This window comes from Sphingomonas sp. LC-1 (genome assembly GCF_025371035.1).
Lineage (GTDB): Bacteria > Pseudomonadota > Alphaproteobacteria > Sphingomonadales > Sphingomonadaceae > Sphingomonas > Sphingomonas sanguinis_E.
Genome location: NZ_JANZXB010000003.1, coordinates 303,997 through 327,028, shown reverse-complemented (window position 1 = coordinate 327,028; position 23,032 = coordinate 303,997). Strand labels below are relative to the sequence as shown.

Below are 23,032 nucleotides of genomic sequence, written 5' to 3'. Positions count from 1 at the left end.
GGTTAAGTGTCAGTCCGCCGCCGCCGTGGTCGGCTTGGCGGTGGTGTTGCTGCCCTCGGCGCGCGTCCGGCGGATTTCCTCGCGGACATTGTGGCCCAGCGCATCGGCGACCAGCGCGCCCTGCTCGGCGGTGTGGCGCTTCATCAGGCCGGTGGCGGGCGATGCCGCCGCCGCACGACCCGCATAACGGGCGCGCTTCACGCTCGCACCGGCCTCGGCCAACGCTTCCTCGATCAGCGGCTCGACGAAGAACCAGTAACCGTTGTTCTTCGGCTCTTCCTGCGCCCAGACCACGTCCTGCAGGTTCGGCATGCGAGCGATCCGCTTGGCGAGCGCGTCGCTCGGGAACGGATAGAGCTGCTCGACGCGCACGATCTGGGTCGTGGTGTCGCCCGCCGCGTCGCGTGCCTCGATCAGGTCATAGGCGACCTTGCCGGTGCACAGGACCAGACGCGTCGTCGCCTCGTCGGCGGCACCGTTGGTGTCCGACAGCAGACGGCGGAAGTGGCTCTCGCCCTGGAATTCCTCGGCCTTCGACACCGCCAGCTTGTGACGCAGCAGCGACTTGGGGGTGAAGACGATCAGCGGCTTGCGGAAGTTACGGTGCATCTGGCGGCGCAACAGGTGGAAATAGTTGGCCGGGGTGGTGCAGTTCGCAACCTGGATATTGTCGTTGGCGCAAGACTGGAGGAAGCGCTCGGGACGGGCCGACGAGTGCTCCGGCCCCTGGCCTTCATAGCCATGCGGCAGCAGCATCACGAGGCCGTTGGCGCGCAGCCACTTGGACTCGCCGCTCGTAATGAACTGGTCGATCATGATCTGCGCGCCGTTGACGAAGTCGCCGAACTGCGCCTCCCACAGCACCAGCGTCTTCGGATCGGCGAGCGCATAGCCATATTCGAAGCCCAGCACGCCGTACTCGGACAGCGGGCTGTCCAGCACCTCGAAGCTGCCATGCTCGACCGTCTTCAGCGGCACGTACTTGTGCTCGTCGGCCTGGTCGACCCAGACCGCATGACGCTGCGAGAAGGTGCCGCGCCCCGAATCCTGGCCCGACAGACGCACGCCGTAACCTTCCGACAGCAGCGAACCGAAGGCCAAAGCCTCGCCGGTCGCCCAGTCGAAATTCTCGGACGTCGCGAACATCTGCCGCTTGGCGTCGAGCACGCGGTTCAGAGTCTTGTGGACCTGCAAGCCTTCCGGGATCGTGGTCAGCGTGCGGCCGATCGCGTCGAACAGCTTCTTGTCGAGGCCGGTCTCCACGTTGCGGCGACCCTGGTCGGTTTCCTTGGGTGCCGACAGACCCGACCAGCGACCGGCGAACCAGTCAGCCTTGTTGGGCTTGTAGCCCTGGCCCGCCTCGAACTCGCCATCGCAGCGCGTGGTATACTGCTTGATATTCTCGTCGACCCAGGCCTGATCGACCACGCCCTCGGACACGAGACGCTTTGCATAGGTTTCGGCAACGCCGGGGTGCGAGCGGATCTTGTTGTACATCAGCGGCTGGGTGAAGCCCGGCTCATCGCCTTCATTGTGGCCGAAGCGGCGATAGCACCACATGTCGATCACGATGTCGCGGTGGAACTTCTGACGGAATTCGATCGCCATCTTGGTGGCGAAGGTCACCGCCTCGGGATCGTCACCATTGACATGGAAGACCGGCGCCTGAACGCCCTTGGCCACATCCGACGGATAGGGCGAGGAGCGCGCGAACTGCGGGCTGGTGGTGAAGCCCACCTGGTTGTTGATGATGAAGTGGACGCAGCCACCCGTGTTGTAGCCACGGATGCCCGAAAAGCCGAGGCACTCCCACACGATGCCCTGGCCCGCAAAGGCCGCGTCGCCGTGGATCAGGACCGGCACCGACGCCGAGTGATCGGTCAGGTCGTCCGCGATGGTCTGGATCGCGCGGGTCTTGCCCAGCACGACCGGGTTCACCGCCTCGAGGTGCGAGGGGTTGGCGACCAGCGACATATGGACCTTGTGGCCATCAAACTCACGGTCGGTCGAGGTGCCGAGGTGATACTTCACGTCGCCCGATCCGCCAATGTCATCGGGGTTGGCCGAACCACCGGCGAATTCGTGGAAGATCACGCGCAGCGGCTTGGCCATGACGTTGGCCAACACGTTCAGACGGCCGCGATGCGCCATGCCGAACACGATCTCGCGCACACCCATCTGGCCACCGTACTTGATGACCGATTCCAGCGCGGGGATCATCGACTCGCCGCCGTCCAGGCCGAAGCGCTTGGTGCCGACGTACTTCTTGCCGAGGAACTTTTCCCACTGCTCGGCCTCGATGACCTTGTTCAGGATGGCCTTCTTGCCATCGACGGTGAAGTCGATCGCCTTGTCCTGGCCTTCCATCCGGTCCTGAAGGAAGCGGCGCTCCTCCACATCCGCGATGTGCATGTACTCGAGGCCGATATTACCGCAATAATTCTTGCGCAGCGTGTCGACCAGCTCGCGAACGGTCGCCCATTCGAAGCCCATCGTGCCGCCCAGATAGACCTTGCGGTCGAGATCGGCGTCGGTGAAGCCGTGATATTCGGTCTTCAGGTCTTCCGGAAGCTCACGCAGGCCCGACAGGCCGAGCGGGTCGAGATTGGCAGCAAGATGGCCGCGCACCCGGTAGGTGCGGATCAGCATCTGCGCGCGGATCGCGTCGCCCGCCGCCTTGACGATGTCGGCGGTGGAGGGGGCCGCGGCCGCAGCGGCCGCCGGGGCGGGCTTGCCGCCCTTGGCAGGCTTGGGGGCCGGTTCCATCTGGGTCGGGTCGAGGCCCGCCGTCAGATCGTCGGTCGAGGTCAGCGGCCAGCGCTTGTTCTGCCAGCTGGGGGCGCCCACGCCCTGCTCCAGACCGTCGAAAAAGGTCCGCCAGCCCGCATCGACCGACGACGAGTCGGCCTGATACTTGGCATAGAGCGTTTCGATGAAAGCGGGGCTGACGCCCGCCGCGATTTCGCTGAATTCCTGGCCTTCGTAGCCCATGAGACGCTTCCTCGACCGCCCGTCTTCTTCATGATCGCCACCCCGGCACATCCGCCTGGGGTCCGCAGCCGCGAGCGGCCCGCCTGCCGCCACGGACCCCGGCGGGTGTGCCGGGGTGACGCGATACGCCTTACTTGTTCAGCACCGACAACAGGGTCGAGCCGAGCTCCGACGGGCTGGCCGCGACCTTGATCCCGGCCGCTTCCATCGCCGCGATCTTGTCCTCGGCACCGCCCTGGCCGCCCGACACGATCGCACCGGCATGGCCCATGCGACGACCCGGAGGCGCGGTGCGGCCCGCGATGAAGCCGGCCATCGGCTTCGAGCGGCCGCGCTTGGCCTCGTCACGCAGGAACTGCGCGGCTTCTTCTTCGGCCGAGCCGCCGATCTCGCCGATCATGATGATCGACTGGGTTTCGTCGTCGGCCAGGAACAGTTCCAGCACGTCGATGAAGTTGGTGCCGTTGACGGGATCGCCACCGATGCCGACCGCGGTCGTCTGACCCAGGCCAGCGTTCGAAGTCTGGAACACCGCCTCATAGGTCAGGGTTCCCGAACGCGACACGACGCCGACCGAGCCCTTCTTGAAGATCGAACCCGGCATGATGCCGATCTTGCACTCGCCCGGCGTCAGCACGCCTGGGCAGTTCGGGCCGATCAGGCGCGACTTCGAACCCGACAGGGCGCGCTTCACCTTGACCATGTCGAGGACCGGAATGCCCTCGGTGATCGCGACGATCAGCGGGATCTCGGCGTCGATGGCTTCCAGGATCGAGTCGGCCGCGAAGGGCGGCGGAACATAGATGACCGACGCATCGGCGCCCGTCTTCGACTTGGCTTCGGCGACGGTGTTGAAGACCGGCAGGCCGATATGCTCGGTGCCGCCCTTGCCCGGCGTCACGCCGCCGACCATCTGCGTGCCATAGGCCAGCGCCTGCTGGGTGTGGAACGTGCCGGTTTCACCCGTCATGCCCTGGGTGATGACCTTGGTGTTCTTGTTGACGAGGATGCTCATCTAACTTCTCTTCCTCTTGTTCCCCGGCGAAGGCCGGGGCCCAGTTGGGGAAACGATCATGGCAGTGCGATCCGGTCGTAAAGATCATCCCAGTCGGGATTGAGCCCTTCGATTTCCCGCAGCTTCCAGGCCCGCTTCCATTCTTTCATCCGCAGCTCGCGCTGCCGTGCTGATTCGATGCTCTCATGCGCCTCGAACCAGACGAGGCGATGACAGCGATGTTTTCGCGTGAACCCGGTAACCACCCCTTCGCGATGCTGAAGCACGCGCTGGGCGAGGTTGCTGGTCACACCGAGATAGAGCGTCCCGTTACGATCGCTGGCCATGATATAGACATAGCCCGGCCGCTCCATCTCAAACGCCTTCCCAACTGGGCCCCGGCCTCCGCCGGGGCACAATCAGCTGGATTACGCCAGGCTCTCGTCGATACCTTTGCAGGCGACGAGCAGTTCCTTGACCGCGTCGACCGAGACCTGAAGGTTCGCCTTCGCCTCATCCGACAGCTTGACCTCGACGACCTTCTCGACGCCGCCGGCGCCGATCACGACGGGCACGCCGACGTACAGATTGTCGATGCCATATTCACCCGACAGGTGCGCGGCGGCGGGCAGGATGCGCTTCTGGTCGTACAGATACGCCTCGGCCATCGCGATGCCGCTGGTGGCGGGCGCATAATAGGCCGAGCCCGTCTTGAGCAGCGCAACGATCTCCCCGCCGCCGCCGCGCGTACGCTTGACGATCTCTTCGACCTTTTCCTTGGTCGAGAAGCCCATCTCGATCAGGTCGCTGACCGGGATGCCGCTGACGGTCGAATATTCCAGGACCGGGACCATGGTGTCGCCGTGGCCGCCGAGCACGAAGGTGTTCACGTCCTTCACCGACACGCCGAACTCCTCGGCGAGGAAGTGCGAGAAGCGCGCCGAGTCGAGCACGCCCGCCATGCCGACGACCTTGTTCGCCGGGAGACCCGAGAATTCGCGCAGCGCCCAGACCATCGCGTCGAGCGGGTTGGTGATGCAGATCACGAAGGCGTCGGGCGCGTTGTCGCGGATGCCCTCGCCGACCGCCTTCATCACCTTCAGGTTGATGCCGAGCAGGTCGTCGCGGCTCATGCCGGGCTTGCGCGCGACACCGGCGGTGACGATGATGACATCGGCGCCCGCAATGTCGGCGTAATCGTTGGAACCCTTGATATTCGCGTCGAAGCCTTCGACCGGGCCGCACTGCGACAGGTCGAGCGCCTTGCCCTGGGGCACGCCCTCGACGACGTCGAACAGGACGATATCGCCCAGCCCCTTGAGCGCGGCGAGGTGCGCGAGCGTACCGCCGATATTACCGGCGCCGATCAGCGCGATCTTCTTGCGAGCCATTCCAATCCTACTCCGTAGTGGACGTGCGTGATTGGTCACGCGGCCTACGCCCATATGGGCGTCGGGGCAACCGTTAATCCACAGAGCTTAAGATTTTAAACGATAATGGTTCGCAAGTGCATTAGACTGTCACAACCCCGTCATCGGAGCCATGACCTTGCGCCAGATACTCCTCGGATCGCATCTCTTCGAGGCGGCTGATCGTGCGTTCAAACTCGAACCGCCCGTCCCCCGTTTCATAAAGTTCGGCAGGCTGGGCATCGGCTGCGGCGAGCAGCTTGACCTTGTGTTCATACAGCGCATCGATCAGTTGGACGAAGCGCGCGGCCTCGTTGCGATTCTCCGGCCCCAGCTTGGGGATTCCCACCAAGATGACGGTGTGGAAACGCCGCGCCACCGCCAGATAGTCCGCCGCCCCCCGCGCCTCTCCGCACAGCCGCTTGAACGAGAAGACCGCGACGCCCTTCAGCGCCTTGGGGACATGCAGCACGCGCCCACCGACCTTCAGATCCTCCGAGGGCACATGCGCGGCATCCTCGACCGGATAGTCGGTCAGGCGGAAGAACGCCGCCGAGAGCGTCATCGTCGCCTTCGGCCCATTGGGTACCATCCAGGTATCCAGCCGCCCCAACCGGTCGCGCCGGTAATCGGTCGGCCCGTTGAGCGCCAGCACGTCCAGCCGCGCCTCGATCAGCGCGATGAAGGGCAGGAAATGCTCGCGGTTGAGACCGTTCTTGTAGAGGTCCTTGGGCGGCCGATTGGAGGTGGTGACGATCGTCACCCCCGCCTCGATCAGCGCGGTGAACAGCCGCGACAAGATCATCGCGTCGGGGCTGTTGGTCACCATCATCTCGTCGAACGCCAGCAGTCGGACTTCCTCGGCCAGCGCGGCGGCGACGGGGGCGATCGGGTCGCCCGCCTGCTTGGCCCGCTCGGTGGCGATACGGGCATGGACCTCCAGCATAAACTCGGCAAAATGGACCCGGCGCTTGGCCTCGACCGCCACATGGTCGAAGAACAGGTCCATCAGCATCGACTTGCCGCGCCCGACATCGCCCCAGAGATACACGCCCTTGGGCGCGGGGGCGCTTTTACCCGTCAGGCGAGCAAGAAAGCCGGACTTGCGCGGGGTTTCAAGTTCGGTGGCGAGTTGTTCGAGTCGGGCGGCGGCGGTGGCCTGTTCGGGATCGGGGCGGAGCTCTTCGGCGGAGACCATGCGGCGATAGGCGTTGAGGATGTCGGGCATATTAGGGGCGATGTCTGCCTCTGGTCCGGATGCGTCAACCCCCTCCGCCCTCACCCTTCCCACCCGCTTCGCGGGCGGGCCCCTTCCCTCTCCCCGCGGGAGAGGGAGGGGGCGCGTTAGCGCCGGAAGGGTGAGGGTATCCGGCGATTCCCACCGGCCACGAAAAAAGGGGGCCGTTTCCGACCCCCTTTCCGTTTCCGTCGAACCAACCGGATCAGATGATCCGCTCGGCCTCCATCTTCTTGATTTCCGCGATCGCCTTGGCCGGGTTCAAACCCTTGGGGCAGACATTCGCACAGTTCATGATCGTGTGGCAGCGGTACAGGCGGAAGGGATCCTCCAGCTCGTCCAGACGCTCGCCGGTCATCTCGTCGCGGCTGTCGGCCAGCCAGCGATAGGCCTGGAGCAGGATCGCCGGGCCCAAGAACTTGTCGCTGTTCCACCAATAGCTGGGGCACGAGGTCGAGCAGCAGGCGCACAGGATGCACTCGTACAGGCCGTCGAGCTTGGCGCGGTCGTCGGGCGACTGGAGCCGCTCCTTGCCCGAGGGCGCGGGCGACACGGTCTGCAGCCACGGCTTGATCGAGGCATATTGCGCGTAGAAATGGGTGAAGTCGGGGACCAGGTCCTTGACCACGTCCATGTGCGGCAGCGGGGTGATCTGGACGGTGCCCTTCACATCCTCGATCGCGGTGGTGCAGGCCAGGCCGTTGCGACCATCGATGTTCATCGCGCACGATCCGCAAATACCCTCGCGGCACGAACGACGGAAGGTCAGCGAGCTGTCCTGCTCGGCCTTCATCTTGATCAGCGCGTCGAGCACCATCGGACCGCATTCGTCGAGATCGATCTCGAACGTGTCGTAACGCGGATTCTGGCCCGAGTCGGGATCGTAGCGATAGACCTTGAACTTTTTCAGACGGCCGCCGGTGGTCGCCTTATGCGTTTCGCCCTTCTTGATGACGCTGTTCTTCGGCAGGGCAAATTCGGCCATGGTCACAAACCCGCTGGATAGGCCGACAGGCATGTCGGCAAAGGATCGCCCCCGCCGATACATGACAGGGGCGCTTGTCGCAAATGTCTTGACCGATTTAGGCGCTGCTTCAGATCACATCAAGAACGAGGCCCAGCTCGCGCGCCTCCTCGGCGTCGATATACCAGTTGCTCCTCGCCTTTTCCTGCAGCGTCTCGAAGGTCACCTTCGATCCGTTGACGATCGCGCGGAAGCCCTCCTCCTGGATCAGCACCGACTGCTCGATCTCGTGCAGCTTGGCCTTCAGCACCACGGGCAGGTTGGTGAGCGGGCCAGACAGGTCGATGCTGCCGCTCATCTGCCGCTCGTGCAGCATCAAACGGGTTCCGCGCGTCAGGAAACGATGCTCGACCGGAAAGGCCGACATCAGGGTCGCGCCCGCCGAATAGACCGCGACCTTGCCCAGGAACAGCGTGTCGCGGCCCGTATAATCCCTCAGCAGCCGGATCGAGTCGCCCATCGCCCGCGCAATCTCCGGATCGCCGCCCAGCGTGGTGATCGACACCACCAGCGGGCCATCGGTAGGCGCAGCATCGAGCTGGTCTTTGAAGCCGGCATACATCACCTCGTCCACCGTGCCGTAAAGCTGGATGTGCGGGCGGGCGAGCAGCGGATAGTTTACCGCATTGTTGGGCTGGTCATGCATGGTGCAGCGAACCGGGAGCGGGGGCGAAGGTTCCGCGTCGTCAGTTCGGGCGTGGCCTTCGACTTCGCTCAGGCTGAACGGAGGTTGGTATCCAGCCCTCGCCCCCTCTGCTCAGATCCCACTCTCCACAGCCGTTCAAGCTGAGCCCTTCGGCTGGCTGGCAAGCCAGCCGCTCAGGATAAACTTCGGCGCTTTGCGCCGAAGTCGAAGCCCAAGGGAATCCCTACCCGGTCTTCGCCCGAGCATAGGCCTGCGTCCCGCGCGTCACCACGTCATCCCCGTCCACGATCTCGGCCACCGGAATATCCGGCAACGCCTTGATCTCCGTATAGAGCGGGGCGAAATCCGTCTCCAGCGTGGTGCGCAGCAGTTCCTCGTAACTCGGGATCACGAAATAATTCTGCTGGAAATCGTCGATCCGATACTGGGTCCGCATCACGCGGGCGAGGTCGAAGCCGATCCGGTTGGGGCTCGGGTCCTCCAGCGCGAAGCGGCTTTCCGAATAGCTCGACACGATGCCTGCGCCATAGATGCGCAGGTCCCCGTCCTCACGTACCAGCCCGAACTCGACCGTGTACCAATAGAGTCGCCCGAGATATTTCAGCGCATCCATCCCCAGCGCGCGTTGCCCGCCGCGCCCATAGGCGGCGAGATAATCGGCGAAGACCGGGTCGGCCAGCATCGGCACATGGCCGAACACGTCGTGAAAAACGTCGGGTTCCTGAAGATAATCGAGCTGGTCGGGCCGCCGGATGAAATTGCCCGCGACGAAGCGGCGATTGGCCATATGGTCAAAGAACACATCGTCGGGCACCAGCCCCGGCACCGCCACCACCTGCCACCCGGTCAGCGTCATCAGCCGTTCGGACAATTCCTCGAAATCGGGAATGCCTGGCCGCGACAGCTTGAGCACGTCGAGACCGCGCAGATACGCCTCCGACGCGCGACCGGGGAGCAGTTTGGATTGGCGCGCGAACAGCGTATCCCAGGTCGCATGATCCTCCGCCGTATAATGCTCCCATCCTTGCGGGATGGTCCAGTCGGCCCCTGCTCCTTCAGGCGGGGCGGCAAGAACATGGGTATCCTGAGCCATAAGCGGAGCCTATCATGAGGATGGTGACAAATGAAACCATATCGTGGCGACGGGTGGGCCAGGTTGCAAGGGGGGCGCTGGCAGCCGTGGCGCTGCTCCTGGCCTGCTATCTCGCGGCGGGCCTGACCCTGGGGGCAATCCCTCGCCAGACCGTCGCGATGCCTGCCGCCGGGCCGGATGCGGTCACCATCTTCGTCGAATCGAGCGCGATCCACACCGCGATCATCGTGCCCAAACAGGCGGCAGGGGTGAACTGGCGCGACTGGGCGCGGCCGCAGGATTTGCGCGATCCGCGCTATGCGGGCTTTCCCTATCTCGCCATCGGCTGGGGTGAGGCGGGCTTCTTTCGCGAAACGCCGCATTGGCGCGATGTTCGGCCGGGGACGATCCTGCGCGCTGCGCTGGGCAGCGCGCGGACGCTGATCCATGTCGACCATCTGCCGCTCCCCCGCGCCAATGGCGACGATGTGCGGATGATCCGCCTGTCGCCCGAGGCGTATCGCCGCATGGTCGCGTTCATCCAGGCAAGCTGGCGGAGCGATGGCGCACATTATCCTGGCTATGACGTGTACGATGTCTTTTACGAGGCGAAGGGGCGGTACAGCGCGGCTCACACCTGCAACAGTTGGACCGGCGACGCGCTGGCGGCGGCGGGGGTGCGGATGGGGTGGTGGACGCCTTTCCCCTGGACGGTGATGCATTGGCTGTGATCCGGCCCCCGTCCAAGGCGCTCTGGGCCGCCGAACTGCCGCGTGCCCTATGGATGGGTGCGACCTGGTGGCGGCACCGCGCGGAGCTGGCCGCCGCGCCGCGTGGCGACGGGCGGACGGTGATGCTGCTGCCCGGCCTGGGCAATGACGACCTGTCGAACATCGTGCTTCGGCGCTATCTCGCCGCCAAGGGCTACCGCGTCCATGGCTGGGGACTGGGCCGCAACCTGGGCGTGCGCAGCATCGGACGGGACGCCGGGCGGCTGATCGCGCGGCTCGAGTCGCTGGCCGATAACGGCCCGGTCACGCTGATCGGCGTCAGCCTGGGCGGGATCATCGCGCGGATGGCGGCGCAGGCTCGGCCCGATCTGGTCGCGGGCGTCGTGACCATCGCCTCGCCCTATATGGGGCCGGCGCGGGCGACCAATGTCTGGCGCGCCTTCGAGCTTCTGACGGGCGAGCGGGTCGACGATCCGGCGGTTATCGCGCGGGGCGCGGTGATCGCGGGGCCGCTCCCCTGCCCTGCGGCGGCGATCTGGAGCCGGAGCGACGGGCTCGTCTCCGGCCGGATCTGTCGCGACGACACGATCCCGGCGGTCGAGGTCCGCTCCAGCCATTTATGGGTGCAGCACCGGCCGCAGGTGCTGGCGGCGGTGGCGACCCTCCTGGCGGGATGGCCGCCCGTCAGCGATCAGTAACCGGCGCGATAGCCGTCATAGCCCTGCTGACTGGGTTGGCCCTGCTGACCCTGCTGGCACTGCTCGGGGTGCTTGCGGCACTGCTTTTCATAGTCCCGCCGCTCACGGCCTTCGCGCGCTTCCTGCTTGCGCATCTTGCGACCGTAATTGCGGTCGGCCTCGTCCTGGCTGGTCGTCGTCCAGTCGACCACCTGCCCCGCCGCTTGGAACGGTGCCTTCACGACGCTGGCAACCGTCTTCACACAGCCTCCGGTCGCCAGTGGCAGGGTCAGAACGGCGAGTTTCAGGACGAGGTTACGCATGGTCACAGGGTCTTTCAGCGGGTGCGCACGACGGCGTTGCGCGATTCTACCCCGATTTGCGGGAAATCGGTGAAGAATCCGTCGATGCCCTGACCCAGCGCGGCGCGAATCTCGCCCGCGACATCGCCATGCGCCTTGGGATCGGTGCCTTGGCGGAAGGCGGGGCGGACGAACTGATTCTCCGCGCGGTAGGTCCAGGGATGCACCCGCAGCCCCGCTGCATGCGCGTCGGCCACCAGCGTCGTCGCCGCATCGCCCTTCCACAGCATCGCCTTGTCCGGGCCGATCCCCCAGGCATAGGTCGCGACCTGGCGAAGCCCTTCGGGCGTCATCATCGCGGCATAGCTGGGCGCGGCGCCATCCGCCGGACCGCCCTCGCCCGCGACCAGCTGGATCAGGCGGATGCCGGTCGTTGTCTTGAGATGCTGGAGGTTCTTCACCTCGAACGACTGGATGAAGACGGGCGCATCGGCAGTCTTCCACCCCGCCTTATCGAGCGCGGCGACCAGCGGCGCGTCGGTGCCCTTGCCGATCGAGGCGAAATAGGTCGGATGCTTGGTCTCGGGATAGATGGCGATGGTCCGCCCCAACTCCTTTGACCGCTGCTTGGCGAGCGCGATGATCTCTTCCAGGGTAGGGATCTGGAATTGCCCGTCATAAGCCGTCGAGCGGAATTGCGGCAGGCGTTCGCGGGCACGCAGCGTCTTCAATTCGGCCAGCGTGAAATCCTCGGTAAACCAGCCGGTTTCGCTCTGCCCATCGATCGTCTTCGTCGTCTTGCGATCGGCGAATTCGGGGTGCGCCGCGACATCGGTCGTCCCCGAAATCTCGTTTTCATGCCGCGCGACGAGGTGACCGTCCTTGGTCGGCACCAGATCGGGCTCGATCACGTCCGCACCTTCCCGGATCGCCAGGTCATAGGCGGCCAGCGTATGCTCAGGCCGCTCCCCGCTGGCCCCGCGATGCGCGATGACGATGGGAGACGAGAGCGGTTTCGACCAATCGGCGGACATGGCCTCAGACTGCCCCAAGACCAAGGCGGCGGCAATGAGAGTGGTTCGCAAAGGGAAACGCAGGGAAATCATGGCGTTTGTTCATCCAACTGTAATCCCAAGGGGATGGCGCGATGCATTTCACAATCAATGGTCAATCGCATGACATCGAGGTCGATGTCCGCACCTCGCTGCTCGATCTATGCCGCGAACATCTGGGGCTGACGGGTTCCAAGAAAGGCTGCGATCATGGCCAATGCGGCGCCTGCACGATGCTGGTCGACGGGCGGCGGATCAATAGCTGCCTGACGCTGGCGGTGATGCATCAGGATGACGAGATTACCACGATCGAGGGTCTGGGCCAGCCGGGCAATCTTCACCCCCTGCAGGATGCGTTCGTGCGGCATGACGGGTTCCAGTGCGGCTATTGCACGCCGGGCCAAATCTGTTCGGCGGTCGGCATGCTCGACGAGGTGAAGAAGGGCTGGCCGAGCCATGTCACCGAAGACCTTGGCCATGCCGAACTGACCGTGGAAGAAATCTCCGAGCGGATGAGCGGCAATCTGTGCCGCTGCGCCGCCTACCCCAACATCGTCGACGCGATCCGCGAAGTCGCCGGGGAAGGCGACCGCAATCCCAATGAGGAAGTCGGCCGGGAGGTCGCGGCATGAAGCTGTTCGACTATGCCCGCGCCGACTCGATCGGCACCGCCACCCGCGACGGCGCGGTGCCGGGTGCGCGCTTCATCGCAGGCGGCACCAACCTGCTCGACCTGATGAAATTGCAGGTCGAGACGCCCGACACGCTGATCGACATCAGCCGCCTCGCCCTGACCGAGATCGAGGCGCGCGAGGATGGCGGCCTGACCATCGGCGCGCTGGTGCCCAATAGCGACCTCGCCGCCGACCCCCGCGTGATCGAACGCTATCCGGTCCTGTCGCGCGCGCTGCTGGCGGGAGCCTCGGGGCAGTTGCGCAACAAGGCGTCGACCGGGGGCAATCTGCTCCAGCGGACGCGCTGCTATTATTTCTACGACCCCGCCACCCCGTGCAACAAGCGCGATCCGGGCAGCGGCTGTTCGGCGATCGGCGGCGAAAACCGTATCCTCGCCATCCTCGGCACCTCGGACCAGTGCATCGCGACGCATCCCAGCGACATGGCGGTCGCAATGCGCGCGCTGGAGGCGGTCATCATCACCCAGAAACCAGACGGCGACCGCCGCCGGATCGCGATCGGCGACTTCTATCGCCTGCCAGGCAGCACGCCCGAGATCGAGACCGTGCTGGAGCCGGGCGAACTCATCACCCATGTTGAGCTGCCCCCCGCCCCTGCGGGCCGCCAGACCTATCGCAAGGTGCGCGACCGCGCCTCCTATGCCTTCGCGCTGGTGTCGATCGCCGGGATCGTCGCGGTCGAGAATGGCAGGATCGCCTCGGTCCGGCTGGCGTTCGGTGGTCTTGGCCCGATGCCATGGCGCAACGAGGCGGTGGAGGCCGCGCTGGTCGGACAGGAGCCCACCGACGCCGCCTTCCACGCCGCCGCCGATGCGCTGCTGGCCGACGCCAAGGGCTATGGCTCGAACGACTTCAAGATTCCGCTGACGCGCCGCACTTTGGTCGCGACGCTCCGTGAACTGACGCAGGAGGGCTGATCCCATGTTCGGATTCGGCAAGGACGACACGCATTCGCTGACCATGAATCAGCCGCATCCCGACAGCCTGCTCGATACGGGCGTGCAAGGGGTGATTTCCAAACCGCTCGACCGGGTAGACGGGCCGAAAAAGGTGACGGGCACCGCCACCTATGCCGCCGAATATGCCATAGAAAACTGTGCGCATGGCGTGCTGGTCAGCGCCACGAAGGGCCATGCCAAGGTCAAGTCGATCGACGCCGAAGCGGTGAAGGCCATCCCCGGCGTGATCGACGTCATTACCGACTATGCCAGTTTCATCCGCAACCCGCAGCAAGGCGGCGAGACCGAGGCCCCGACGCAAGGGGTCCGCACGGTAGATTATTTCGGCGAGATCATCGCCATCGTCATCGCCGAAAGCTTCGAGGTCGCGCGTGATGCCGCCAAGCGGCTGAAGGTCGACTATGAGCCGCTCGACGGCAATTTCGACTATGAAGCGAACAAGGATCAGGCCGAACCCGCCCCCGACGGCCTGATCAAGGGCCATTATGACCAGGGCGATTTCGACAAGGCGTTCGAAAATGCCGCGGTCAAGGTCGACGTCACCTACACCACCCCCAGCCAGAACTCGGCCGCGATGGAGCCGCATGCCTCGATCGCGGTGTGGGAAGAGGGGGCGCTGACGCTGTACGGCGCGTACCAGATGCCGACCTCGGACGCGCAGCAGCTCGCCAAGGCATTGGGCGTGTCGCAGTCCAAGGTGCGGATCATCTCGCGCTATATCGGCGGCGGCTTTGGGTCGAAGTTGGGCATCGCGCCCGAAAGCGTCGCCGCCGCCATCGCCGCCAAGCGGCTGAACCGCCCGGTCAAGGCGGTGATGCTGCGCCAGCAGGTGTTCGACGCCACCGTCCGCCGCTCCAATACCGAACAGCGGATGCGGCTGGGCGCCGAGGCGGGCGGCCGGATCGTCGCGCTGGGACATGAGGCGATCACCTCCAACCTGCCCGACGAGGATTTCTTCGAGCCCGTCGGGATCGGCACGCACTTCCTCTATGCGGGCGAGAATCGGCGGATCAACCATGACGTGGTGCGGCTGAACTGGCTGCTCTCCGGCTCGATGCGCGCGCCGGGCGAGGCGGTGGGCATGGTCGGCATGGAATGCGCCATGGACGAACTGGCCGAGAAGATCGGCATCGACCCGATCGATCTTCGCAAGATCAACGATCCCGAACAGGACCCCGAACTCAAGGTCCCCTATTCCTCGCGCAACCTGACCCGTTCGTTGGAAGAGGGCGCGAAGCATTTCGGCTGGGACCAGCGTCAGGCGGCCGGCCAGCGGCGCGAGGGCGATTGGCTGATCGGCATGGGCGTGGCGTCCGCCTGCCGCTCCAATCAGTTGCAGTTGTCCGCCGCCAAGGTCGAACTCCATCCGGACGGCAGCGCGACGGTCTCGTCGGCGATGACCGATATTGGCACGGGCAGCTATACCATCATGGCGCAGATCGCCGCCGAAATCCTCGGCTTGCCGGTCGAGCGTGTGACGATGGCGCTGGGCGATACCAACGATCCCCCTGCCGCCGGGTCGGGCGGATCCTGGGGCGCGGCTTCCGCCGGGTCGGCGGTCTATCTCGCCGCCGAGCGGGTGCGCGAGAAACTGGCCAAGGCGATGGGCGTGAAGGCCGATGATCTCACGCTCAAGGACGGCATGGCGATCGGAGACAATCGCTCGGTCCCGCTGAGCGAACTGGTCGGCAAGGACGGCCTGTCCGCGATTGGCGAGATCAAGCCGGGGAAGCAGGAAAAGCAGTTCCAGCAGGCCAGCTATGGCGCGCATTTCGCCGAGGTCGGCGTCAACGTCGTCACGGGCGAAGTGCGCGTGCGGCGGATGCTGGGCGTGTTTGCGGCGGGGCGCGTGCTCAACGCCAAGACCGCGCGCTCGCAATGCCTGGGCGGCATGACCTTCGGCATCGGCACCGCGCTGACCGAGGAACTCATCCACGACCCGCGCACCGGCAAGCTGGTCAACCATGACCTCGCGGAATATCATGTGCCGGTGAACGCCGACGTGCCCCAGTTGGAGGTGCATTTCCTCGACGAGCGGGACATCCATGCCAACCCGATCCACGCCAAGGGGATTGGCGAGCTGGGCATTTCCGGCGCGGCGCCGGCGGTGGTCAACGCCATCTACAACGCCACGGGCGTTCGGGTGCGCGAGATGCCGGTGACGCTCGACAAGCTGCTCGATCATCTCCCGGCGCTTTGATGAGCGACCATGACAGTGTCCTCGCCGCCGCCAGGGAATGGCGGGGCGAGCCGATGGCGATCGCGACGGTGGTGTCGACCTGGGGGTCGGCACCGCGTCCGCGTGGCAGCCATATGCTGGTCCATGCCGATGGCCGGTTCGAGGGATCGGTGTCGGGTGGCTGCGTCGAGAACGATATCCTCCACACCGCCGCGGAGGTGATCGCGGGCGCCCCGTTTCAGGTGAAGCGCTACGGCGTGGCGGATGCCTCCGCCTGGGAGGTCGGCCTGCCCTGCGGCGGCGAGATCGCGGTGATGGTGCAGCCCGTGTCAGCGGACGGCTTCGACCCCGAATTATTCGACCGGATCGGCGAAGCCCGCGAGCAGGGCCGCGCGCTCACCGTCATCACCGACCTCGCCACCGGTCATTCCGACCTGCGGCCGGTCGAGACGGGCGAGGTCTTCGCCAACCGCTACGACCCGCCGCGCCGCTTGCTGATCGTCGGGGCGGTGCAGATCGCACAGAGTCTGGCGCAGCTGGCGCAGACGCTGGGCATCGCCACCACCGTCATCGACCCGCGCGCGCGCTTCCTGACCGAAGAGCGTTTCCCCGGCGTCACGCTCGACGATCGCTGGCCCGACGAGGCGGTGGCGGCCTATGCGCCCGGTCCGGCGACCGCCGTGGTGACGCTCAGCCACGACACCAAGATCGACGACCCCGCGCTGGTCGCGGCGCTTGCCGCGGACACCGCCTATGTCGGTGCCTTGGGCAGTCGGCGCAGCCATGCGGCGCGGCGGGAGCGTCTGGCGGCGATGGGCGTTTCCCCCGAGGCGATCGACCGGATCGATGGCCCGGTCGGGCTGGACATCGGTGCGATCGGCCCGTCGGAGATCGCTCTGTCGATCGCGGCGGCGATGATAGGAGCCTTTCATGATCGACGCTGAAGATGTGGTGCTGGTCCTGCTGGCGGCGGGTCAGTCGAGCCGCTTCGGGATGGAGAACAAGCTGGAGGCGGAATTTCTCGGCAAGCCGGTGGGTTTCCACGTCACCACCGCGCTGGAGAGCATCCCCTTCGCCGACCGGATCGTCGTCACCGACGGATGCCAGCTCGACTTCGCCTCGCGCGGCTACCGCGTGATCCACAATGACGACATCGCCAAAGGCATGTCCTTCTCGCTGCATCTGGGCGTGCAGGAGGCGATCAAGTCCGGCCCCAAGGCGATCCTGATCGCACTGGCCGATATGCCGCGCGTGACGGCGGCGCATATCTATCGCCTGTTCGACGCCTTTGATGGACCCGACGCGGTCGTGGTGTCGAGCAATGGCGAGCATCCCACCCCGCCCGGCGTCTTCGGCGCGGGCCAGTTCGAGGCGCTGCTCGAACTGGAGGGTGATGAGGGCGGCCGCAAGCTGGTCGCCGGTGGACGGCATGTCGTGACCGCCCCCGCCGAGTTGATCGACATCGACACGCCCGAGGATCTGGAACGGCTACGCCAGCTCGTCCACGCGCCCGAGCGGATCACTCGTGCCGTAGAGCATCGATCGGATTGAGCGCCGCCGCGCGTCGTGCGGGGAAATAGCCGAACACCACCCCGATCACCGCCGAAATCGCAAAGGCGATGACGTTGATCTGCGGATCGAAGGTCCACGGCACCTGCATCAACGGCACCAGTGCGGCGATAATCGCCTGCGCCAGGATCAGGCCGATGATCCCGCCCAGGCAGGACAGCACCACCGCCTCGACCAGGAACTGCATCAGCACTTCGCGCGCGACCGCACCGATGGCCAGGCGAATGCCGATCTCGCGCGTCCGCTCGGTCACCGACACCAGCATGATGTTCATGATGCCGATGCCGCCGACCACCAGGCTGATCGCCGCCACCGCCGCGACGATCCGGGTCAGCATCGTCGTCGTGCTGGTCAGCGTGTCGCTGATCTGCTTGGTGTCGAAGATGTTGAAATCATCTTCCTTGCCGCCGGTGATGTTGCGCCGTTCGCGCAGCAGGTCGGTTAGCGAGGCCTGTACCGCGTTCGTCTGATAGGCCTGATCGATGCCGACCAGCATCAGGCGGATGTCGCGGCTGCCGGTGAAGCGGCGCTGCACCGCCTTGATCGGCATGAGCACCACATCGTCCTGATCGCCGAACCCGCCCTGCCCGCGCGTCGTCAGCACGCCGACCACATCGCAACTGATCGCGCCGATGCGGAAGCGCTTGCCGACCGCCTCGGTGCTGGGGAACAGGTTCTTGCGGACCGTATTGCCGATGATGCACACCGCCTTGCCCGACGCTTCCTCCGCCGGAGTCCAGAGCCGCCCCGATGCCAGCGGCCAGGGCTGCACCGTGAAATAGGCGAGCGTCGTACCGGTCACCGTGGTCGACCAGTTCGCGCCTTCATAAATCGCGGTCGCGGTCGTCTGGGCCTGGGGCGCGACCGCCGTCACGCCCGCGATCTGGTCGGCGATCGCCTCGACATCCTCGGGCTTGAAGTCGGGCGGACGCGGGCCGCCGCCGCCGCGCCCGAAGCCCTGGCCGGGCCGGACCTGAAGGATGTTGGTGCCCAGCGACGATATGGACTGCTGTACCGCGGCCGTGGTCGCCTTGCCCAGCGTCACCATCGTCACGACCGCGCCGACGCCGATGATGATGCCCAGCGTCGTCAGGAACGACCGCAGCATATGCCGCCGGATCGAGCGGATCGCGAGGAGAAGCGTGGTGCCGAACATCAGTGCATATCCGTCGCGGGCGCATCCGGCACCGGCATGGTGCCCGGCCTGTGCTGTGCCTCGATCCGATCGACCAGCCCGTCCTTAAAATGGATGACGGTGCGCGCGAACGCCGCCATGTCGGGTTCGTGCGTGACCATCAGCACGGTGATGCCGCTGTCCCGGTTGAGCCCGGTCAGCAACTCCATGATCTCCACCGAGCGTTCGGAATCGAGATTGCCGGTCGGCTCGTCGGCCAGCAGCACGTCGGGGCTGGTGACGATGGCGCGCGCGATCGCCACGCGCTGCTGCTGCCCGCCCGACAGTTCGGCGGGGGTATGATCCCACCATTGGTCGAGTCCCACCTTCTCCAGCGCCGCCATGCCGAGTTCGCGCCGCGTCTTCTTGTCCTCGCCCCGATAGAGCAGCGGCAGCTCGACATTCTCCAGCGCAGTGGTGCGCGACAGCAGGTTGAACCCCTGGAACACGAAGCCCAGATAGCGCCGCCGCAGCATCGCGCGCTGGTCGCGGTCCAGCGTCTCGACATGATGGCCGCGGAACAGGAAATTGCCGCCGCTCGGCACGTCGAGGCAGCCCAGAATGTTCATCGTGGTCGACTTGCCCGACCCCGAAGGCCCCATCACCGCGACGAAATCGCCGCCCGCAATGTCCAGATCGACGCCCTTCAGCGCCTGGAACTGGGTCGCGCCGCTACCATAGGTCTTGGTGACGCCGCGAAGCTGGATCAGGGGCGCATCAGCCACCACCGCCGCCCCCGCGCTGCCCCTGACGACGCTGACCACCCGCCGCCGGCGCGCTCTGGCCCGCCGCAAGCTGGCCGGTGATGACCTGCATCCCCGGCTTCAGGCCGCCCGACAATACTTCGGTCATCGATCCGTTGGTGTCGCCGGTGACGATCTGCACCGGCTGCGGCTTGCCGTCCGTACCTCGGACATAGACGGTCTGGGTCGCGCCGCGCTGGACGGTGGCGGTGCGCGCCGCCCGGTCGCGGCGCGGACGGAAGGTCAGCGAGCCCGCAATGCCGCCGCCACCCTGGCTCGCCCTATCGGACGGCTGGAAGCGCAATGCGGCATTGGGGATCAGCATGACGCCGCGCTTGTCCGAGGTCACGATATCGGCCGTCGCGGTCATACCGGGGCGGAGTTGCAGGTCGGGATTGGCGACGGTCAGATCGGCGGCATAGCTGACCACCTGTCCCGTGGTCGACGTGCTGCTGGCAGTCGAGGAGGTGGACGAGGTCGCCGCGCTGACCGTCAGGTTCGATCCCAGATCGACGCGGGTGATCGTCGCGGGAAAGGTCCGGCCCGGAAAGGCGTCGACGGTGAAATTGGCCTTTTGCCCGACCTTCACCTCGCCGACATCGGCCTCGTCGATCGCGACCTCCAGCTTCATCTGGGTCAGGTCTTCGGCGATGACGAACAGGGTCGGCGTGTTGAACGACGCCGCGACCGTCTGGCCGGGATCGACCTGCCGCGCCAGCACCACGCCCGACACGGGCGAGCGGATGATCGCACGCTGCCGCTGGGTCTGCGACTGGGCGAGCTGCGCACGCGCGGCGGCGACATTGGCTTCCGCGACGCGGAGCGCGGCGACCGCCCGCTGGGCATCGGCGCGCCCGGCCTGGAGTTCGGTGCCGGAGGGCACGCGGCCGTTGGACAGCTTGTAAACTTCCTCCAGCCGCCGCAGCTGCGCCTGCGATTCGGCCACGGTCGCGCGCGCCTGCGCCACCTGCGCCTGGTTGGCGGACAGCGTCGCCTGCGCCGCCCGGATCTGGTCGTCAATCTGTTCGGGATCGATCAGCGCCAGCGCCTCGCCCGCCTTCACCCGGTCGTTCACATCGACCACGACCTTCGTCACCAGACCCGACAGCTGCGAGCCGACCGTCACCTGGTTGGTCGGGGCGAGCTTGCCGGTGGCCGAGACGGTCACGGTCAGGTTGCCGCGCGAGACGGGGGCGGTGGCATAGCCCGCCTGGTCCGACCCGCCGAAACAGCTTTTCAGCAGCACCGCGAGCAGCACGACGCCCAGGATCACGACGCCCCACTGCACCCATTTGCGCCAGCGCGGTTGCGGCTTCACGCCCAGGAAATCGTCGAGAGTCTGATCGGCCATCAGCGGTTGTCCGGGGTTTGCGTCGCGCGCGGCGGCGCTTCGGGGGTGGTGCTGTCGTCCCATCCGCCGCCCAGCGCGGCGAACAGCGCGACCTGCGCGGTGGCGGCGTCCGAGCGCGCCTGGACCAGCCCGTTCTGGGCGCTCAGCAACGACGCCTCCTGCTGCGACAGGGTGGTGAAATCGGTCAGGCCCGTGCGATACTGGCTGCGCGCCAGGATCGCCGAGTTGCGCGCCGCGTCGAGCTGGATCGCGAACAGCCGCTCCCGCTCGCGCGCGGTGTTGAGTGCGACGATGGCGTTCTCGACATCCTCCAGCGCCAGCAGGACGGTGCCCTGATAGGCGGCATAGCTCTGATCGGCGAGCGCCTGGGCGTTGCGGACCTGGCTGCGCAGGCGGCCGCCGTTGAAGATCGCCTGGGTCAGCCCGGCGAACAGGCTGCCGGTGATCGCATCGCCCAGCGAGCCGATGCTGGTCGCCGCGGCGTTGATATTGCCGGAGATGGCGAGCGCGGGATAGAGCGCCGCCTGCGCCACGCCGATCCGCGCCGTGGCGGCGGCCAGGTTGCGCTCGGCCGCGCGGACATCCGGGCGGCGGCGCAATATGTCGGCCGGGATGCCGACGCCGATCACTGCCGGTCCGCTGGGGATCGGCCGCACCGCCTCCAGCCGCGCCTTGAGCGCACCGGGCGCCTGCGCGGTCAGCACGCCCAGGCGCGAGACGGCGGTATTATATTGCTGCTCCAGCGTCGGGATGGTCGCGGCGGTCTGCGCCCGCTGTCCCCGCGCCTGCTCGGCGTCGAGCGAGGACACCAGTCCCGCCCGCACCCGGAAGCCCGCAATCTCCAGATTGTCGTCCTGCAGCGCCAGGCTGGCCCGCGCATTGGCAAGCTGCGCCTGATAGGTCCGCGCGAGCACATAGTTGCGCGCCAGCTCGCTCTCGACGGTCAGCAGCGTCGCGGCATAGGTGAAGCCCGCGCCCTCATAGGTCGCGCGCGTCGCCTCCACGGTGCGGCGCAATTCGCCGAACAGGCCGACCTGATAGCTGGCGGACAGGCCGACAGTGAAGCTGTTGCTGCCGCCCCCGCCGGTATCGACCACCGTGCCATCGGGCAGCGTGAAGCTGCGCCCGCCGCCGCGCAGATTCTCGTTCCGCTGATAGCCGGTCGAACCGGACACGGTGGGCAGCAGCGAGGCGCGGCTCTGGATCAGGCTTTCGCGCGCCTGCCGCAATCGGGCGATGGCTTGCACGACATCCGTATTGGCGATCACCGCCTGCTCGACCAACTCGGCCAGCAACGGGTCGTTGAACGACCGCCACCACCGGCCAAGGTCCTGTGCCTGCGCGTTAGCTGCGGGTACCGACCAATTGGCGGGCACCCCCAGCTCTTGGGGAGCGGCGGGACGGTAATCGGGGCCGACCGTACAACCGGACAAGGCGGCTGTGGCCAGGAGAAGGACGCGGGCGCGAGGCTTCATGGCGGCGAACCTGCCCCGCCGTTACGGGCCCGTCCAGTGCGTTTATGTCGCAAAATGTGACGGATGGTGGAAATCGCCGTCATGAGGTGGCGTATATTTTTCCAGAGATTAGGTCCGGGGCCGAACAAAATCCTCCCCCGCACGGGGGAGGAGTATCGGGTTACCGCCCCACCCAGTCAGACACCTGCTGCGCCACCTGGTTCGCCGCCTGGTTCAGCGCGGGGCCGACGCTTTCGGCGTCGATCTTGCCGACCGGCACGCGTGCTTCGAAGCGACGCTTCTCGATGCTCGTCTGGCCGTCGCGCTGCAGGGCGGCGTCAAACATCACCACCGCCTCGCGCCGGGTCGCGTCCATGCCGAACTGGCGCAATTCGCCGCCCAGCCGATCGCCCGGATCGCCGATCGAATCGCGCGTCGACAGCACCACCCGGCCCGCCCGCGCGGTCAGCGTGTCCGCCATCAGCCGCGCGAACAGCCGCGTCGGCGGCTCGGCCCATTGCGCGTCCTTGACATAGGCGATGCTGGTCGCATCCTCCTGCACCGGCACGCGCGCGGTGGCGAGTTCCTGCGGCGCGCTGGGCACCTGGACGGTGATCGACTTGCCGCGCCCCGAATCCTGCGTCTGCCCCACCACGGGGGCCGACTGCGCCTGAAGCGTCAGCAGCGAGGGCGGCGGCTTGGCGCCGAAGCTGATGCAGCCCGCCAGCGGAAGCGAAGCCATCAGAACGATCAGCGGAGTCTTCATGACGGTC

General features: G+C 66.3%; 22 protein-coding genes. 7 read left to right on the top strand and 15 right to left on the bottom strand.

Annotated features, from left to right (window positions below; translation table 11 throughout):
* Positions 1-9: 9 nt before the first annotated feature.
* From NZL82_RS06400 to phhA, 8 genes are all read right to left on the bottom strand, one after another.
* Positions 10-2,991, bottom strand: coding sequence for a 2-oxoglutarate dehydrogenase E1 component (locus NZL82_RS06400; protein ID WP_261268938.1), 2,982 nt, complete (start codon positions 2,989-2,991; stop codon positions 10-12).
* Between the two features lie 130 nt (positions 2,992-3,121).
* Positions 3,122-4,006 carry a succinate--CoA ligase subunit alpha gene (gene sucD, locus NZL82_RS06395; RefSeq protein ID WP_042484035.1) on the bottom strand — a complete coding sequence of 295 codons (885 nt, stop codon included), beginning with the start codon at positions 4,004-4,006 and terminating at the stop codon, positions 3,122-3,124.
* 56 nt (positions 4,007-4,062) lie between these two features.
* Positions 4,063-4,359, bottom strand: a complete 297-nt coding sequence (locus NZL82_RS06390; RefSeq protein ID WP_261268937.1) for a GIY-YIG nuclease family protein — start codon at positions 4,357-4,359, stop codon at positions 4,063-4,065.
* 54 nt (positions 4,360-4,413) lie between these two features.
* Complete coding sequence (gene mdh / locus NZL82_RS06385; RefSeq protein WP_261268936.1) at positions 4,414-5,376, bottom strand: malate dehydrogenase; 963 nt, start codon at positions 5,374-5,376, stop codon at positions 4,414-4,416.
* Positions 5,377-5,497: 121 nt separating this feature from the next.
* Positions 5,498-6,622: a cell division protein ZapE gene (gene zapE, locus NZL82_RS06380; protein ID WP_261268935.1), complete on the bottom strand. Its 1,125-nt coding sequence runs from the start codon at positions 6,620-6,622 to the stop codon at positions 5,498-5,500.
* Positions 6,623-6,836: 214 nt separating this feature from the next.
* Entirely contained in the window at positions 6,837-7,616 is a 780-nt protein-coding gene (locus NZL82_RS06375) for a succinate dehydrogenase iron-sulfur subunit (RefSeq protein ID WP_261268934.1), read from the bottom strand.
* A gap of 109 nt (positions 7,617-7,725) precedes the next feature.
* The gene (locus NZL82_RS06370) at positions 7,726-8,301 is read right to left on the bottom strand and encodes a ClpP family protease (RefSeq protein ID WP_261268933.1); all 576 of its coding nucleotides are present in this window, start codon (positions 8,299-8,301) and stop codon (positions 7,726-7,728) included.
* 223 nt (positions 8,302-8,524) lie between these two features.
* Positions 8,525-9,394, bottom strand: a complete 870-nt coding sequence (phhA, locus tag NZL82_RS06365) for a phenylalanine 4-monooxygenase (protein ID WP_261268932.1) — start codon at positions 9,392-9,394, stop codon at positions 8,525-8,527.
* 86 nt (positions 9,395-9,480) lie between these two features.
* On the opposite strand from phhA, the gene NZL82_RS06360 reads away from it, so the two are divergent.
* Positions 9,481-10,104 carry a TIGR02117 family protein gene (locus tag NZL82_RS06360; protein WP_314732873.1) on the top strand — a complete coding sequence of 208 codons (624 nt, stop codon included), beginning with the start codon at positions 9,481-9,483 and terminating at the stop codon, positions 10,102-10,104.
* Positions 10,065-10,802: a triacylglycerol lipase gene (locus tag NZL82_RS06355; RefSeq protein WP_261268930.1), complete on the top strand. Its 738-nt coding sequence runs from the start codon at positions 10,065-10,067 to the stop codon at positions 10,800-10,802. Before NZL82_RS06360 ends, NZL82_RS06355 begins: the two co-directional genes overlap by 40 nt.
* Here the strand turns inward: NZL82_RS06355 and NZL82_RS06350 are convergent.
* Together NZL82_RS06350 and NZL82_RS06345 are read right to left on the bottom strand one after the other, a co-directional pair.
* On the bottom strand, positions 10,796-11,104 hold the full coding sequence (locus NZL82_RS06350) for a hypothetical protein (protein WP_261268929.1): 309 nt from the start codon (positions 11,102-11,104) through the stop codon (positions 10,796-10,798). The genes NZL82_RS06355 and NZL82_RS06350 overlap by 7 nt on opposite strands.
* 14 nt (positions 11,105-11,118) lie before the next feature.
* Entirely contained in the window at positions 11,119-12,117 is a 999-nt protein-coding gene (locus tag NZL82_RS06345; RefSeq protein WP_261268928.1) for a glycerophosphodiester phosphodiesterase, read from the bottom strand.
* A 113-nt stretch (positions 12,118-12,230) separates the two neighbouring features.
* On the opposite strand from NZL82_RS06345, the gene NZL82_RS06340 reads away from it, so the two are divergent.
* The 5 genes from NZL82_RS06340 to NZL82_RS06320 are packed head-to-tail and all read left to right on the top strand — an operon-like array spanning position 12,231 to position 17,519.
* The gene (locus NZL82_RS06340) at positions 12,231-12,767 is read left to right on the top strand and encodes a 2Fe-2S iron-sulfur cluster-binding protein (protein ID WP_261268927.1); all 537 of its coding nucleotides are present in this window, start codon (positions 12,231-12,233) and stop codon (positions 12,765-12,767) included.
* Positions 12,764-13,747, top strand: coding sequence for a xanthine dehydrogenase family protein subunit M (locus NZL82_RS06335; protein ID WP_261268926.1), 984 nt, complete (start codon positions 12,764-12,766; stop codon positions 13,745-13,747). The genes NZL82_RS06340 and NZL82_RS06335 overlap by 4 nt, the downstream gene beginning before the upstream one ends.
* A gap of 4 nt (positions 13,748-13,751) precedes the next feature.
* Positions 13,752-15,989 (top strand): xanthine dehydrogenase family protein molybdopterin-binding subunit, encoded by a 2,238-nt coding sequence (locus NZL82_RS06330; protein ID WP_261268925.1) that lies wholly within the window; start codon positions 13,752-13,754, stop codon positions 15,987-15,989.
* A complete protein-coding gene (locus NZL82_RS06325; RefSeq protein WP_261268924.1) occupies positions 15,989-16,912 on the top strand; it encodes an XdhC family protein in 924 nt (307 codons plus the stop codon). The genes NZL82_RS06330 and NZL82_RS06325 overlap by 1 nt, the downstream gene beginning before the upstream one ends.
* On the top strand, positions 16,899-17,519 hold the full coding sequence (locus tag NZL82_RS06320; RefSeq protein WP_261268923.1) for an NTP transferase domain-containing protein: 621 nt from the start codon (positions 16,899-16,901) through the stop codon (positions 17,517-17,519). The genes NZL82_RS06325 and NZL82_RS06320 overlap by 14 nt, the downstream gene beginning before the upstream one ends.
* On the opposite strand, the gene NZL82_RS06315 is transcribed toward NZL82_RS06320, so the two are convergent.
* From NZL82_RS06315 to NZL82_RS06295, 5 genes are all read right to left on the bottom strand, one after another.
* Complete coding sequence (locus NZL82_RS06315) at positions 17,488-18,693, bottom strand: ABC transporter permease (protein ID WP_261268922.1); 1,206 nt, start codon at positions 18,691-18,693, stop codon at positions 17,488-17,490. The two genes, NZL82_RS06320 and NZL82_RS06315, sit on opposite strands and share 32 nt — an antisense overlap.
* Positions 18,693-19,436 (bottom strand): ABC transporter ATP-binding protein, encoded by a 744-nt coding sequence (locus NZL82_RS06310; protein WP_261268921.1) that lies wholly within the window; start codon positions 19,434-19,436, stop codon positions 18,693-18,695. The genes NZL82_RS06315 and NZL82_RS06310 overlap by 1 nt, the downstream gene beginning before the upstream one ends.
* Positions 19,429-20,805 carry an efflux RND transporter periplasmic adaptor subunit gene (locus NZL82_RS06305; protein WP_261268920.1) on the bottom strand — a complete coding sequence of 459 codons (1,377 nt, stop codon included), beginning with the start codon at positions 20,803-20,805 and terminating at the stop codon, positions 19,429-19,431. The genes NZL82_RS06310 and NZL82_RS06305 overlap by 8 nt, the downstream gene beginning before the upstream one ends.
* Positions 20,805-22,280 (bottom strand): efflux transporter outer membrane subunit, encoded by a 1,476-nt coding sequence (locus NZL82_RS06300; RefSeq protein ID WP_261268919.1) that lies wholly within the window; start codon positions 22,278-22,280, stop codon positions 20,805-20,807. The genes NZL82_RS06305 and NZL82_RS06300 overlap by 1 nt, the downstream gene beginning before the upstream one ends.
* A 160-nt stretch (positions 22,281-22,440) precedes the next feature.
* On the bottom strand, positions 22,441-23,025 hold the full coding sequence (locus NZL82_RS06295; protein ID WP_261268918.1) for an ABC-type transport auxiliary lipoprotein family protein: 585 nt from the start codon (positions 23,023-23,025) through the stop codon (positions 22,441-22,443).
* Positions 23,026-23,032 lie beyond the last annotated feature (7 nt).